This window comes from Phaeobacter sp. JH20_02 (genome assembly GCF_048056915.1).
In the GTDB taxonomy this organism is placed as follows: domain Bacteria; phylum Pseudomonadota; class Alphaproteobacteria; order Rhodobacterales; family Rhodobacteraceae; genus Phaeobacter; species Phaeobacter bryozoorum.
The window spans coordinates 62,704-76,659 of the sequence record NZ_JAYMVP010000010.1; the positions used below are offsets into that span (position 1 = coordinate 62,704).

A 13,956-nucleotide genomic window follows, 5' to 3' on the forward strand; every position below is an offset into this window, starting at 1 on the left:
ATGGACACGATACTTGCCGCAGAGCCGGAGATTCGTCTGACGGCGTTTTTGAGTGTGCTGGCCGCCATGGCGCTTTGGGAACTCGCCGCCCCGCGTCGGCGGCGTGACATTCCGCGTGTCATCCGTTGGTCGAACAATCTGGCTCTTGTCGTGATCGATACGGCGATCCTGCGGTTGTCTTTCCCAATCCTGGCCGTTGGTCTGGCGGTCATGGGCGAGGAGCGGGGTTGGGGTTTATTCAACACTATCGGCGCGCCGTATTGGTTGGCCGTTGTCCTGTCCATGCTGCTTCTCGATCTGGCCATCTATTTGCAACACGTCATGTTCCATGCCGTCCCTACGTTGTGGCGTCTGCACCGGATGCACCACGCGGACCTCGAGTTCGACGCCACAACGGGATTGCGCTTTCACCCGATTGAGATCCTTATCTCGATGGCGATCAAGCTAAGCTTGGTCGCAGCGCTTGGTCCGCCCGCCGTCGCGGTTTTGTTGTTCGAGATCATCCTCAACGCCACGGCACTCTTCAACCATGCCAACATCAACCTGCCGAGACCAGTCGACCGGTGGCTCAGATGGATCGTCGTCACACCCGACATGCACCGCGTGCATCATTCTGTCGATCCGCGCGAAACCAACTCAAACTACGGCTTCAACCTGCCGTGGTGGGACCGCCTCATGGGTACTTACGTTGCCCAGCCCGCGAAGGGCCACGAGGGAATGACGATCGGCATCGAGCAGTTTCGCACGACGCGCGACCTCTGGGTCGACAAGATGTTGATCCAGCCCCTTCGCGGGCCGGCAAGCGGGCACGCCCTGGATGCACCCGCCCTCTCGCCGACAGAGCAGGAACAGCCTCTGGACTCTCAAACACACAGTTCTACGGTCTCGGATACTTCAAAAAGGAACACATGATGAAAAGACGCACATTTTTGCTGGCCGGAGCGGCTGCCACACTCCCCCTGCGAGCACTGGCCAACACAGAACCGGTCATTAAAGTCCTGAAAACCCCCACCTGCGGGTGCTGTACCGCCTGGGTCGATCATGTCCGGCAAGCGGGCTTCACGGTCGAGGCGCAGGATGTCGATCAGGATGCGCTTTATGCGTTCAAAGACCGGCTACAAATCGCTCCGGAACTTGCTGGATGTCACACGGCGATCATAAGTGACTATTTTATCGAGGGCCACGTGCCTGCCGCGGACATCACGCGGCTGCTGGCAGAACAACCGGTGGCGCGCGGGTTGACGGTTCCCGGCATGCCGATGAGTTCGCCCGGCATGGGCGGTCCCGGGGCTGGTGACACTTTTGATACCTTGCTTGTCGGCTCCGACGGGGTGACCTCGGTCTTCGCGAGCCACAGCTGATCGGGTCATGGGCGCAGGTGATAAATCCCGCGGGCGGGGTTTTTGACCCGCCCGTCCTGCACAAGCTTTCGCAAGGCCCTGTAGGTCGCCTCATGGCTCAGCTGTAATCGGGCGGCGAACTCGATCACGGAGCCGTCGAGCAGGCCCGCGACCAACCCCGCCAACACCCGGTCTTCTGCACGCCGGATACCCACGATCTCAAGCATCTGTCTTTGTGCCTGTATCTGCTGAGCCGCCTGGCGACCAAAAGCGCGCGCAAACTCAGGGTCGGCGAAGGCGTCCAAAACGGCATCCTTTTCGATCCGGATCAGCGTCCCTGCCTGAACGAAAACAGCATCGCAATGATAGACCTCTGAAAACACGGAAGCTTCGGCAAAGCTTGTTCCGGCTTGGGCACGGTGAATGATGAACCGCTCGCCATCTGGGCCGACCCGCTCGAGATACACGCGCCCGGTTTGCACGACATAGAGACCGTGGGTGGGACCGCCTTGGTGAAACATGATGTCGCCAACCGCGCCGGAAAAAGGGCGCAGGGCTGAACTCGGGATAAGATCATAGGGGGCTGGCAACATATGATTGCAATCATATTGCGATACGCCCGCCCCTGCTAGCGTAAACATGACAGCATCCCATTGAAGGACCCGTCCATGCGTCTCATTTCCCTCCTCCTTGCCATACTGATGGCCGCACCCGTGGCCGCTCAGCACGCCCATTCCGCGACTGGCCATGACATGGGTGGACCGCAGGAAACCGGGCAATCGGCCTTTGCCGCCCTGGCGGAGATCGTTGCGATCCTGCAGGCCGATCCCGAGACAGATTGGGAGCGGGTCGATATCGACGGATTGCGCCGCCATCTGGTCGATATGGATCTTCTGACCCAAGAGGCCGTGGTCACCCGCACCCTGCGGCCGGAAGGGGCCCGGTTCGAGATTCGGGGCACCCCCCGTGTTCTCGAAGCCATCCGCGCCATGGTGCCCGCCCATGCGCCCTTTCTTGCGGCTGAAACCGGCTGGGACGTTGTCACGGAGGAACTCGAAGATGGCGTGGCGCTCAGTGTCGATGGCGATGCCGCTCAGATTCAGGGACTTGGTTTCTTTGGCCTGATGACCATCGGGGCGCATCACCAGGAGCACCACCTCATGATGGCAAAAGGCGCAGCCCCGCACCATTGACGCGCCGACACGGCTTGTTTGTTGATCCGTAGAGAGGTGCACTGACAAAACGTTACATCTCGCGTGTTGACCTTCCCGCGCGGGAGACATGGACACATGTCCCGTGATGGAAGCGTCAGAGGATACCGCGCGCAGGGATTTCCTGTATTACGCAACGGCCGGGGCGGGGGTCGTGGCCGCAGGGGCCGCGCTCTGGCCACTGGTGAACCAGATGAACCCTTCCGCCGATGTCCGCGCCTTGGCACAGATCACTGTCGACATTTCCGATCTCGCGCCTGGAACGCAATTGACCGTCAACTGGCGCGGAAAACCTGTCTTTATCCGTCATCGCACAGAGGCAGAAATGGCTCAGGCTCGGGCAGAGGCGGTCTCTGACCAGCCTGACGGCAAGGCGCGCAACCCCAATCTGCCCGCCGATGCGCTGGCGTCGCGTAGCCCTTAATTGGGCTCTGCCTCACTTTGTGTGGCGCAACTATCCTGAAACAGGAAAATTCAGGAGGGATGGTTGTGAGCTCGAAGAAGCATTGGTCGCCCGGGGCCGAAGTTTCGGTTCAATGCGTTGAGCGAAGTGATTTCGGCGGGTGGATCGTATCGGGCAGTCTGACACCAAGCGGCATCTGCCCAGACTGTGGATTGCATTCACGCCGACGTCACGGCTGGCGGCGTCGGCGGTTGCAGGATTATCCCGCCCATGGAGAGGAGGTAACGGTTGATCTCGCGATTTGCCGTTGGCGATGTTTGGCACCCGCTTGCCCACGCCGGACTTTCGCAGACCAACTCACCTCGATTGCGCATCCGTTTGCACGTAGCACTTCGCGTGTCGGGGAGATTGTCAGTCATCTTGGGCATGCAACCGGCGGACGGCCTGCCGAACGGCTCTTGCACCGTTTGGGCCTTGGGGTCAGCGATTACACGGTGCTCAGGCAGTTGAAAAAGCGTGCTCAGGGCACCGCCAAGCCGCCGACGGTCATCGGGATTGACGACTGGAGCTGGCGGAAGTCGCAAACCTACGGCACGATCATTGTGGATCTGGAGCGTCGCGTGGTGATCGACATTCTTGAGGATCGAGATGTCGTCACCTGCACCAACTGGCTCAAGCGACACCCCGAGGTGAAAGTGATTAGCAGAGATCGGTGTGGTCTCTACGCCTAGACTGCACGGCAAGGGGCACCGCAGGCGAAGCAGGTCGCTGATCGGTTCCATATCGTGCAAAACCTGCGGCAGGCCATTGAGGAGCAAATGAACCTCCACGGCCCTGAGACCGGCAGAGCGCTGCTGGCCGACGCCGACAATATCACCGCAGCCGGCAGCCTTCTGAAGTCACGCCTTGCGCACAGGACATCTCGGGAAGAGATTTTCACCACCATCCATGCGCTCCGAAATCAGGGGCTTAACTGTAGCGAGATCGGGCGACGAACAGGGTTCCCGCGCCGCAGCATCGCGAAATGGCTGCAGTTCGAGACGCCACCGGACCGCAAACAGGCCGCTTTGAAACCGACTTCGCCGTGGTACTTTGAAGAATTCCTGAGCCAAAGCTGGAAGGACGGCATTCGAACAGGCAGCGCCCTGTACCGTATGATCCAAGAGCGTGGTTACGAGGGGAGTCAGTCGCATTAAAAGCGGCTGGGGGCGGGCGGGCGCAGAGCCGAAAAGCAAACGAAGGGCCCCGCCGTGGAGCACCAGATCCTGGAGCCGGTCCGGGGCCCGGAAACGGGGCATGCGATCTCTCCGGTCATTGCGGCCGCGCTGTGCATCAAACCCAGCGGAAAGCTCACCTCGGATCAGGCGCGGAAAGTCGACACGCTCAAAGCCGGTTCTCCCGCCTTCACAACGATGCGCAGCCTCGCCATGCGTTTCAACGGTATCATGCGTGGCCGCCAAGCGGGTCCGCTCCCTGCATGGATCGACGACGCCATCGAAACCGGCCTGACGCCCATTGTGCGCTTCGCCCGCACCTTGAACCGGGACTTCAATGTGGTCAAAAAGGCGATCGAGATGCCCTGTAACAACGGCCAGGCGGAAGGTCAGATCAACCGCCTGAAAACCCTCAAGCGCGCCATGTACGGCCGAGCCGGTCCAGAATTGTTGCGGGCGAGAATGCTACCGTTCCGCCACACAGATTGAGGCAGAGCCCAATTAAAGGCTACGCGACACAACCGTTTGATGACTGGCGCCCGATCTTGCGTGTGTCCCCGGTCCCGTGCACCCGGTAATACAGCCACGACAAATAAAGCACGTGGGTTCCAAGCGGGTTGTCAGGACCCGGCGGCCAATAGTCAGGCCATTCGGGGTTGCGCTCTTTCATTGATGGAGTGGGCCGCCAACTGGGCCTCTCCACCTTCCTTATAACCTCTGTATATCCTCGGCGGGTCAGCTCTTCCGAGGCGGGGACACTTGAAGGGTAGAGTTTGTAAACACTTTCGTCTTCCGACCAGTACTGGACTGCACGCGAGTCAATGTCGCACATAATTGCACCGTGCTGAAGGTTATCGAAGTGGTCTTGCCAGGGATCCGCACTGAAGGACAGAAATATTTCTGCGTACCGCCGAGGGCTCCTGCTCCTGAGCACGGAGAAGGGAAGGTGTTCCCAGAAGTCCGATCATAGTTGTCGAGACGAACTGGCACCGTGTTTTCTTTGAATCAGTAATATACTTTGCCTCGCCCTTTTGTTGATGAACGGATACGACCTCTAGCTGCTAGAGCTTCAACCGAAAATTGATGACGTTCTCGTGAGGCGGCGAGACTAGAGATATCTACGTGTTTCAGCGCAATAGTTGCGATACTTGGTGCCGTATTGTTCGCACAGCCATGGCTCTTCTGCGAGCGGGGCAAGGGCCAGCGCGGCAACTCCAACGATGACGACAGGCCAAACCCAAGGTGAGGCGAAGAGAAGACCCAAACCTATTAGGATGGCCATGTCGGCAAGATACTGCGGATTCCGAGAGAAACGGTAGAGACCCGAAGTGATCAGCTCGTCTCTCACCCCACTGGTGGCTTTCAGTCCAATGATGAATGCCCCCCACCAGGCGATCAGATTTCCGATTGCGATCAAGAACGGCCCGACTGCCCAACGGAGCGCGTTGGGCATAGAAGCGGATTTCCAATCCACGATGCCCAAACCGATCACCGCCCCAAACACGGCCAATGTGAGGCCCCATGCAATGATTGGTATGACTGAATGCTCTCTGTTTGGAGGCCAGATGCGCTTGGACGGGCGGACGATCGACCAAAGGAGCGCACCAATCAAAACCAGACCGGACAGCAGGCCTACGACCACTAGTATGCCTTGGGCAATCGTCATGAGCGGTGTCCGAACACCTGCGCCTCCTGATGCGCATTGTCGGTCGCTTCGAATTCAAGCGTGGAATGCTCGATTGAGAAACGTTCATGCAGCACCGATTTGACGTTTTCTTTAATTTTGTCGGCCTCACCCATCCGGTCGCGTTCGACAACAATATGGCAGTCCAATGCCGCAGCGTTCTCCTGCATTTGCCACAGGTGGACATGATGCACGTCCACAACGCCATCGACAATCTGGATCGCTCTGACCACGTCATTTCCATCAATATCTGGTGGGCTCCCAAGCATCAGGGTTCGAATTGGGGCCCCTATTTCGGTGAAGGACAGATACAGGATGTAGAGCGCGATGCCGATGGTGATGGCCGGATCCACCCAACGCATATCATAAAGTATAATGAGCGTCCCGCCGACTATGACGGCCACTGAAGCCAACGCGTCCGAAAGGTTGTGGAGAAACAGCGCGCGGATGTTCACGCTCCCCTTCTGCATCGAATAGGTCAGCATTGCGGTCAGCGTGTCGACCACAAGCGCAATTCCACCGAGAATGACGACGGTCCACCCCATGACTTCGGGTGGATCAATCATGCGCATGCCACCTTCGTAGATCAGGTAGAAGCCGATCACGATCAGGGTGGTGTAGTTGATCAGGGCAGCGACGATTTCGACCCGGCCATAGCCGAAAGTCATGCGCTCATCGGCCGGGCGGCGCGCGATCTTGCGCGCGGCGAAGGCAATGACAAGCGAGGCCATATCGGAAAAGTTGTGCAGCGCATCGGCGATAAGTGCTAGACTGCCCGACAATATGCCCCCGACGATTTGCGCAACAGTAAGTAGCCCATTCGCCCAGATCGCGATCGCAACCCGTCGATCCCCAGAATTCGGATCGATATTCGCGTGCCCGTGATCATGCGGCATTGGCAGGCTCCTCATGCGCGTGTGTCGCGCGTCGGTCAGTCTTCAGGCGGCCGCTGCGGAAACCACGTACGCGCGCATTCATCCAGTGGCGTATTATATGACGGTAAAGGGCACCACGCAGCCTTCCAAAGGATTGCTCATGGGACAAATAGAAGGCGTCGGGCGTATCGTACACGCCGAAATCTTGCACGATGCCGGTTTTCTGAATGTAGGTATCTTCTCCGTTCCAGGCGACGGGAGGCGCGCCAAGGCAATCCGTGCCCGCGCCATAACCGCAGAGACTGTCCGTGTCCGAGAACGATCTTTGCAGGACTTCGAAGAAAGCGTCATCCAGGATGAAGCCTTCAAGGTTGATCCAGGCCCCTTGAAATTCGATCTCTACCCACGAGTGGAGAATTTCCTCTGGAGCAAGCGGATACACCAACTCTGGGACAACACCGCGCTGCAAGCCTTTGTGGATCGTAAACCCATGCAACCGGCAACGAACGCCAACACCACGCAGCAGCGCCATTAAGAGCGTGCCTTTCGTATTGCACTGCCCGTAGCCGTCGGAAAGTACCTCGGATGCGGGGATGTCGTCAGCTCGATTGTATCCGAACGCAATTTCATTTCGAACGAAATCATAGGCAGCTCCGATCCGATCGTATTCGGATAAGTCGCGCCAGCTGCGGCTCTCTATTAGATGCGCAAGAGGCGCGGCATCAAAATCCAGTAGTTTGGTGGGTGCAAGTAGGGGGTTGGTTATCTGCAACGGAGTCGCTCCTCGAATCGTCTTGGAACAGACTAGTCTCTATAGTTACTGTAGCTTCAACCCCTTCTTTTAGAAACGATCTCTCGCAACTACTTGTCCGTGTGAACTGCTTTGTGGTGTTCACCGTGTGCGTCGCGTAGGATATTGACACCGCCCCAGGCCGCGATCCCGGCGATAATCACACCGACGACTAGGTCGGGCCAGTTCGTTCCCAGCCAGGCAACGAGGCCACCTGCGACTACGATTCCGAGGTTTGCCGCAAAGTCGTTCCAGCTGAAAGTATTGGCCGCGCGGATGTTGACGTCCGGATCTTTGAGCCGAGCGAGCAACCAGACACAAACTGAGTTGATGGCCGCCGCGATCAGCGCCATGACGATCATAACGGTGCCAAGGGGATCCGACCCACCGACATAGCGGCGCCAAGCATCATAAAGGATCCCGATGGCGAACACGATCAGCAGGCCGCCCGAGACATTCGCCGCGCCACGTTTCCATTTCGCAGACCGCGACAATGCAAACAGACTGATTGCGTAGACCAAGCTGTCTGAAAGGTTGTCGAGCCCGTTGGCGATCAGGGCACTGGAATCCCCGAAGGTCCCAGTTGCGAAAAAGGCCGCAGCAAGACTGATATTGAGACCGAGAACGATCCAAAGTGTGCGTCTTTCTGCTCGTTTTTCTGCCGCCATACTTCCCATTCCAATTTGTGAACTATGATCTTTCAACCTCTCTGGCAGATCAGGGTTCCGGATTGATTATTGATGGTCAGTTCCACGTACGACCGTCGGGAGCTTTCAGGCAGGCGCCCCAACCAATGCAGAGCATAGCCCTTTTTATGGGGCGATGAGATCGCGATTTGAGACGGTTTCAAGTTCAAACCATAAAGTTCAATTGGTTCGTGGCGCGGCCAGTATTATAGCTGCGCCGAGCAAGCAAACGGCTGTGCCAAGCGCATCCCACCTGTCCGGTCTGTGACCCTCTGCAAGCCACATCCACAGTACCGAAGCCGCAATGTAGACTCCGCCATAGGCGGCAAAGGCGCGGCCCGCAGCAACCGTTTCGACTTGCGCCAGAAGCCACCCGAATACCACCAAGGCTACAATACCGGGTACGAGCCAAGCCGCGGATGCGCCGAGGCGCCACCAGCTCCAGATCGCGAAACACCCGGCGATCTCGGCCAAGGCCGCAAGCGGGTATGCAAGCGCGGCAGGCATCTCAGGCGCCGATCTCGTCATGTTCGGTCAAACATTCGGAATGATCCCGCAACACCTCAAGCACCTTGCAATCGGCAGTACGTCCACCGCTGCATTCGTGAACCATGCGTTTCAGTTCGGTGCGCAGCGCCTTCAGACGGGCCATGCGCTGCTCCACCTGCTTTAGCTGGCGACGCGCAATCGCGTCGGCTTCTTCGCAGGGCCGATTGGGCTGGTCGCTGAGGTCGAGCAGCTCGCGGATCGCATCAAGCGAGAAGCCGAGTTGTCGCGAATGGCGGATGAAGGACAGTCGGTCGAGCTGTGCGTTGTCATAGCGCCTCTGTCCGCCTTCAGTCCGGCCAGGTTCGGGCATGAGCCCGATCTGCTCGTAGTACCGAATGGTCTGCACCTTTGTGCCGGTCTTCTTTGACAGAGTGCCGATCGTGAGCATCTTCGCCTCCATGAAAAAGTTACAGTCTTTGTAGGTTTTGCCGCCCCAATAGACAAGTGCCGGATTCACAGACGCGTGAGTTTAAGCCACAACGTGATTTCGCGCTTGAACCTCTAGTAGCTAGAGGATGTAAACGCGACAATAATCAAGAACCAAAATCAGGCGCGCAGGTTTGTCCCTTACATCGGCACAGAAATTTCTTTGGGTTTTGGCAGGCGTCGCGTCGCTTGCCTTCGTATGGCTTTTGCTCTGGTCGGACTATCGCGCTGACCGCGCCCGAACCGACAACGATCCAGCGTTTGTCGCTGCATTCGAATTGACGGACCACCAAGGTGTGGTTCGCACGGAAGAAGACTTTTCGGGGCGTTGGATGTTGGTATTTTTCGGCTTCAGCAACTGCCCCGATGTCTGCCCGACGACACTGTCTGAGGTCGCGGCGGTGATGGACGGTCTGGGCGACAATGCCGCGAGGGTCCAGCCGATTTTCATAACCATCGACCCCGAACGGGACACGCCCATGGCACTCGCCGAATTCGTTCCGCTGTTCGATGCGAACATCATCGGGCTGACAGGTACGCCCGAACAGATCGCCGCTACATCCGAAACGTTTCCGATCTTCTTTGAACGCATCGAAGAGGCTACAGCTCCGGATGGCTACACAATGGGCCACACGTCACATCTGTTTCTATTCGACCCCGAGGCAGGCTTTGCAGACTCATGGCCCTATGGCACGTCCGCTGAAGAGATTCTCGCCGATCTGGAAGAGAGGATCTGACCGACATGAACCGCGTACCCGCAGAAACCGCCCTCGGGCTGGCATGGATCGTTGCCCTCGTCGCCTCGCTTGCTGTACTTTTCATCGGCGAAGTGATGGGGCAGACACCCTGCGTGCTGTGCTGGTTCCAGCGCGCCTTCATGTTCCCGCTCGCGATCATTCTCGGCCTCGGCCTTTGGTGGCGAGACGGCAGCGTCGGGCGCTATGGCATCGCTCTGGCGCTTGGTGGTGGCGTGGTCGCCCTGTGGCACATGGGCCTCTACGCGGGCCTGATCCCCGAACGCATCCAGCCCTGCACGGCCACCGGCCCCTCTTGCACCGATGATAACCAATTGGTCTTCGGCATTCCGATCCCGCTGATGGCGCTGGTCGCCTTCGCACTGATCGGGTTCCTGTCGGCACTTTCATTGAAGGAAACACAAACATGAATCGACGCGGCTTAATCCTGTCCGTTCTCGCCCTCGGCGTTGCCGGTTTCGGCGGAGCCACTTGGTACGCGACTCGCCCCGGCCCCGCGGCCGAAGCAAAAACCGTTGCGCCGGAACTCGCGGACGCGATGATCCGCTCTTACTCGCCCATCCTCGGACCTGCCGACGCGCCCGTCACGATTGTCGAATTCTTTGACCCGGCCTGCGAGGCTTGCCGCGCCTTCCATCCGATCGTGAAGGACATCATGGCACAGCATGGAGATGCCGTCCGCGTCGTTATCCGCTACACCGCGTTTCATGGCGAGGCATCCGAGGAAGCGATCCGCGTGCTCGAGGCAGCACGCATGCAAGGCGTTTACGAGCCGGTGCTCGAAGCCGTTCTGCGGGATCAGCCGAGATGGGCGTCGCACGGCGCGCCTGAGCCCGGTCTGATCCTCCAGATCGCCGCCACTGCCGGACTCGATGCAGAGGCCGCGCGCACGCAAATGCTGGCACCGGATGTCGTTGCGATCCTGAATCAGGATCGTGCGGACGTCGAAACCGTGGGAGTTCGCCAGACTCCTACTTTCTTTGTAAACGGCAAGTCGCTCGATCCATTCGGGGAGGCAGAACTGCGTCGATTAGTGGCCGCGGAAGTTGCTGCCGTGCAAAGCTGAATGGAAAAGGCAGGACCAAAACGATGAAAAAGATTATTATGACGGGCACACTGGCCGCGCTCTTGACCTTTGGAGGGCTCTCAGTACCCGCACTGGCCGGACCCGTGGATGTCGTCGTCGAAAGCGCCTGGTCCCGCGCCTCCATAGGGATGAACCGCCCCGGGGCCGCCTACATGACGATCCGCAACACTGGCGACGAGCCGGTGACGCTGATTGGTCTTTCAACACCCCTCGCGATGATGCCCGAGATCCACGAGACGAAGACCAATGCCGAAGGTGTGAGTTCCATGAGCGCGGCAGGTGAGATCGCGATCGCCCCGGGCGAGAGCGTCGCGCTTGAGCCGGGCGGCCTCCACGCGATGTTGATGCGGCTACAACAACCCATGACGGAAGGGGAAACCTTTCCGCTGACCCTACTTTTTGTCGACGGGGGCGAGGTGACAGTCGAGGTGCCGATCCTTGGCATCGCCGCACGCGGACCGGAAGACTAATGCGACGAAGGACGATCGCAGGATACGGCGCGGCCGGTGCCGGTGCAATTGCCTTGACGCTCTTCGTCGGTTGGTGGCGGGTCGACGGACCCGGTGCGCCCGAACCTATCGAGCAGCGGCCTATGGCTCTGACCGAGATGGATTTCCGCCTGACTGACCATGAAGGCAACGAGGTCGGGCCGGAAACCCTGATCGGGCGACCGACGATGGCGTTCTTCGGTTTCACTTACTGCCCCGATGTCTGCCCGACCACGCTCTCGGACATTTCAGGTTGGCTCGACGATTTAGGAGACGAAGCCAAACAGTTGAACGTGGTTTTCATCACGGTCGATCCCGAGCGCGATACCGTCGAGGCGATGGCAGAATATGTCAGTTATTTCCACCCAGCGATCCGCGGCTGGACGGGACCGGAGGGGCAGATTGCGCGCATCGCGGACGGCTTCCGCGCTGCCTACGAGCGGGTGCCCACGGAAGGCGGCGACTACACGATGAACCACACGGCCAGCGTCTTCCTGTTCGGTGCCGCTGGACGGTTCGTCACCATGATTGACTATCATGAACCGAGGGAATTCGCGGTACCGAAGATCCGCCGCGCGTTGGAAGAAGAAACGGAGGGAGCGACATGAGGCTCAGAACTTTTGCGGCAGGTGTCGCGCTTGCGGGGACCGTTTCGGGGGCGGCTATCGCATTCTTCGATGTTCTGTCGAAAGAACCCGTGCCGCCAGAACTTGCCCAGGCAGGTAGCTGGATGCCCCAGCGTCCTGAAGCTCCCCGGAGCCTGGATATTCCGTTGTCGCTGCCAGCTACGGCGTGGGTGGAAGATACACCCGGCTTCGGCCCCTTGCCCCTGCTGCAGGCCGCTGTTGTTGACAGGCCGATGCAGGCCATCGAACCGCCCCTGTTGACTTGGTCTCGCGACATCTCTTCTGGTGAAACGCTCGACTCCTTGCTTTCCGAAGCCGGTCTTGCGGGAGCCGACAGGGCGGAAGTCGCCCTTGCACTTGGCGCGGAATACGATCTGCGACGGTTGCGGCCGGGGAATTCGGTCACTGTTGTTTCGACTATGGATGGCAGCCCCCGCACCGTCTCGCTCGCCGTCGAGGACGGGGTGCGGATCGAGGTGCTTTTTGGCGAGCAGGTGTCCACGCAGGTCGTGGCGCCGGATCCGGAGATCGTAACCCTTGCTGGGGAGGCCGTGATCGACACCTCGATCTTCGCGGCACTCGACAATGCCGGCATCCCCGCCCGATTTGCCGTGGACCTTGCGCAAATGCTGGGTGGAACCGTGGATTTCCGCCGTGAGATGGCTGGAGGCGAGACACTAAGGCTTCTCTGGCGCGAGACGCGCGTCGGCGATGACAAGATCGGACAGCCGGACCTCGCCTTCGCCGCACTGGAAATCGGCGATTCGCTTTACGAGATCGTTTGGCCGGACGACGGCAGCGGTCAGGCGACGATCTACGTCGATGGCGAGGTGCTTCGCGTCTTTGCACAGCCAGTCGAGGGCGCGCGCCTCAGCTCGGTGTTCGGGCGCCGCACACATCCTGTCTACGGAAACGTCCGGATGCACACCGGCGTCGATTTTGCCGCGGCAAGCGGGACGCCGGTACGGACGACGGCACCGGGCCGGGTCAGCTTCATCGGCTGGCGAGGCGGTTATGGACGCGTGGTCGAAATCTCCCATGGCTCCGAGACCATGACGCGCTACGCGCATCTCAGCGCCGTGTCGGAGGGCCTAACACAGGGCCAACGCGTGGCGGCGGGAGATGTGATCGGCCGCGTTGGCGCAACCGGCACAGCGACAGGTCCCAACCTGCACTACGAAGTCCTCGTAGATGGGCGTCCGACTGACCCTCTCTCTGACGACAGGCTCGCCGAAGCCGCAGAGAACGAGGTGGATGATACCGCCGCGCTGTTGCGTCTGACCGAGGCGCGCGCGCTTCTGACTGAAAACCTTGACAGCGAAATTGCCCAGACGACAACCGAAAGGCTCTGACCCATGAAACGCATGACCCAAGCTCTGACCATCGCGCTCGCCCTGTTCCCGGCGGCCCAGGCCCTCGCAGAGGCAACAGCGATAGACGTCCGCAAGACCAACGGATGCGGCTGCTGCCTGTCCTGGATGAACCATCTCGAGGAAAACGGATTCGCGCCGACGGGCGAGAACATGTTTGGCGGGTCGCTGGTTCGTTTCAAGCTCGACAACGGCGTGCCGCAGCGCATGGTCTCCTGCCATACCGCGCTCATAGAGGGCTACGTGATTGAAGGCCATGTCCCGGCCGCTGATATCCGCCGCCTTCTTGAGGAACGCCCGGACGCCGTCGGCCTCGCCGTTCCGGGAATGCCCTATGGCTCGCCCGGCATGGGGCCGGAAGAAAACCGTGAAGCTTATGATGTCTTCCTCATCCGCGAGGACGGGTCGACCGAAGTCTTTTCAAGCTACGCCGAAGGATAATCTGGCCCGCT

At 59.5% G+C, this 13,956-nt stretch carries 17 protein-coding genes and 3 pseudogenes; 12 read left to right on the forward strand and 8 right to left on the reverse strand.

What is annotated here, in order from left to right; genetic code table 11:
* Both VWY34_RS03100 and VWY34_RS03105 read left to right on the forward strand, forming a co-directional pair.
* Positions 1-912: a sterol desaturase family protein gene (locus VWY34_RS03100; protein WP_009807996.1), complete on the forward strand. Its 912-nt coding sequence runs from the start codon at positions 1-3 to the stop codon at positions 910-912.
* On the forward strand, positions 909-1,361 hold the full coding sequence (locus VWY34_RS03105; protein WP_009807995.1) for a DUF411 domain-containing protein: 453 nt from the start codon (positions 909-911) through the stop codon (positions 1,359-1,361). The genes VWY34_RS03100 and VWY34_RS03105 overlap by 4 nt, the downstream gene beginning before the upstream one ends.
* A gap of 5 nt (positions 1,362-1,366) precedes the next feature.
* Here the strand turns inward: VWY34_RS03105 and VWY34_RS03110 are convergent, their stop codons facing one another.
* Positions 1,367-1,981: a Crp/Fnr family transcriptional regulator gene (locus tag VWY34_RS03110; protein ID WP_052068523.1), complete on the reverse strand. Its 615-nt coding sequence runs from the start codon at positions 1,979-1,981 to the stop codon at positions 1,367-1,369.
* Between the two features lie 27 nt (positions 1,982-2,008).
* Here VWY34_RS03110 and VWY34_RS03115 point away from each other — a divergent pair, with 27 nt between their 5' ends.
* The 3 genes and pseudogenes from VWY34_RS03115 (at position 2,009) to VWY34_RS03125 (ending at position 4,657) form a co-directional block, all read left to right on the forward strand.
* Complete coding sequence (locus VWY34_RS03115; RefSeq protein WP_038008363.1) at positions 2,009-2,533, forward strand: hypothetical protein; 525 nt, start codon at positions 2,009-2,011, stop codon at positions 2,531-2,533.
* Positions 2,534-2,639: 106 nt separating this feature from the next.
* Positions 2,640-2,963: pseudogene (petA, locus tag VWY34_RS03120) on the forward strand (ubiquinol-cytochrome c reductase iron-sulfur subunit); the annotation flags it as partial.
* Positions 2,964-3,040: 77 nt separating this feature from the next.
* A pseudogene (locus VWY34_RS03125) lies at positions 3,041-4,657 on the forward strand (ISL3 family transposase).
* Positions 4,658-4,682: 25 nt separating this feature from the next.
* On the opposite strand, the pseudogene VWY34_RS03130 reads toward VWY34_RS03125, so the two are convergent.
* The 7 genes and pseudogenes from VWY34_RS03130 to VWY34_RS03160 all read right to left on the reverse strand — a co-directional run.
* Positions 4,683-5,136, reverse strand: a pseudogene (locus VWY34_RS03130) (L,D-transpeptidase); the annotation flags it as partial.
* Positions 5,137-5,276: 140 nt separating this feature from the next.
* Positions 5,277-5,834: a methyltransferase family protein gene (locus VWY34_RS03135; RefSeq protein WP_009807988.1), complete on the reverse strand. Its 558-nt coding sequence runs from the start codon at positions 5,832-5,834 to the stop codon at positions 5,277-5,279.
* Positions 5,831-6,748, reverse strand: coding sequence for a cation diffusion facilitator family transporter (locus VWY34_RS03140; protein ID WP_009807987.1), 918 nt, complete (start codon positions 6,746-6,748; stop codon positions 5,831-5,833). Before VWY34_RS03140 ends, VWY34_RS03135 begins: the two co-directional genes overlap by 4 nt.
* A complete protein-coding gene (locus tag VWY34_RS03145) occupies positions 6,738-7,493 on the reverse strand; it encodes a transglutaminase-like domain-containing protein (RefSeq protein ID WP_092465208.1) in 756 nt (251 codons plus the stop codon). Before VWY34_RS03145 ends, VWY34_RS03140 begins: the two co-directional genes overlap by 11 nt.
* A 95-nt stretch (positions 7,494-7,588) precedes the next feature.
* Complete coding sequence (locus tag VWY34_RS03150; protein ID WP_009807985.1) at positions 7,589-8,185, reverse strand: cation transporter; 597 nt, start codon at positions 8,183-8,185, stop codon at positions 7,589-7,591.
* A gap of 198 nt (positions 8,186-8,383) precedes the next feature.
* Complete coding sequence (locus VWY34_RS03155) at positions 8,384-8,710, reverse strand: YnfA family protein (protein ID WP_009807984.1); 327 nt, start codon at positions 8,708-8,710, stop codon at positions 8,384-8,386.
* A 1-nt stretch (position 8,711) separates the two neighbouring features.
* Positions 8,712-9,140, reverse strand: coding sequence for a MerR family transcriptional regulator (locus VWY34_RS03160; RefSeq protein WP_039965742.1), 429 nt, complete (start codon positions 9,138-9,140; stop codon positions 8,712-8,714).
* Positions 9,141-9,348: 208 nt separating this feature from the next.
* Here VWY34_RS03160 and VWY34_RS03165 point away from each other — a divergent pair, with 208 nt between their 5' ends.
* From VWY34_RS03165 to VWY34_RS03195, 7 genes are read left to right on the forward strand one after another with little or no spacing between them, the layout of a single operon-like run.
* Positions 9,349-9,915: an SCO family protein gene (locus VWY34_RS03165; RefSeq protein ID WP_040182672.1), complete on the forward strand. Its 567-nt coding sequence runs from the start codon at positions 9,349-9,351 to the stop codon at positions 9,913-9,915.
* Positions 9,916-9,920: 5 nt separating this feature from the next.
* A complete protein-coding gene (locus VWY34_RS03170; protein ID WP_009807981.1) occupies positions 9,921-10,343 on the forward strand; it encodes a disulfide bond formation protein B in 423 nt (140 codons plus the stop codon).
* A complete protein-coding gene (locus tag VWY34_RS03175) occupies positions 10,340-10,999 on the forward strand; it encodes a DsbA family protein (protein ID WP_009807980.1) in 660 nt (219 codons plus the stop codon). The genes VWY34_RS03170 and VWY34_RS03175 overlap by 4 nt, the downstream gene beginning before the upstream one ends.
* A gap of 23 nt (positions 11,000-11,022) precedes the next feature.
* On the forward strand, positions 11,023-11,490 hold the full coding sequence (locus VWY34_RS03180) for a copper chaperone PCu(A)C (RefSeq protein WP_009807979.1): 468 nt from the start codon (positions 11,023-11,025) through the stop codon (positions 11,488-11,490).
* Complete coding sequence (locus VWY34_RS03185; RefSeq protein ID WP_009807978.1) at positions 11,490-12,116, forward strand: SCO family protein; 627 nt, start codon at positions 11,490-11,492, stop codon at positions 12,114-12,116. Before VWY34_RS03180 ends, VWY34_RS03185 begins: the two co-directional genes overlap by 1 nt.
* Positions 12,113-13,486: a M23 family metallopeptidase gene (locus VWY34_RS03190; RefSeq protein WP_009807977.1), complete on the forward strand. Its 1,374-nt coding sequence runs from the start codon at positions 12,113-12,115 to the stop codon at positions 13,484-13,486. Before VWY34_RS03185 ends, VWY34_RS03190 begins: the two co-directional genes overlap by 4 nt.
* A gap of 3 nt (positions 13,487-13,489) precedes the next feature.
* Positions 13,490-13,945, forward strand: a complete 456-nt coding sequence (locus tag VWY34_RS03195; protein WP_009807976.1) for a DUF411 domain-containing protein — start codon at positions 13,490-13,492, stop codon at positions 13,943-13,945.
* Positions 13,946-13,956 lie beyond the last annotated feature (11 nt).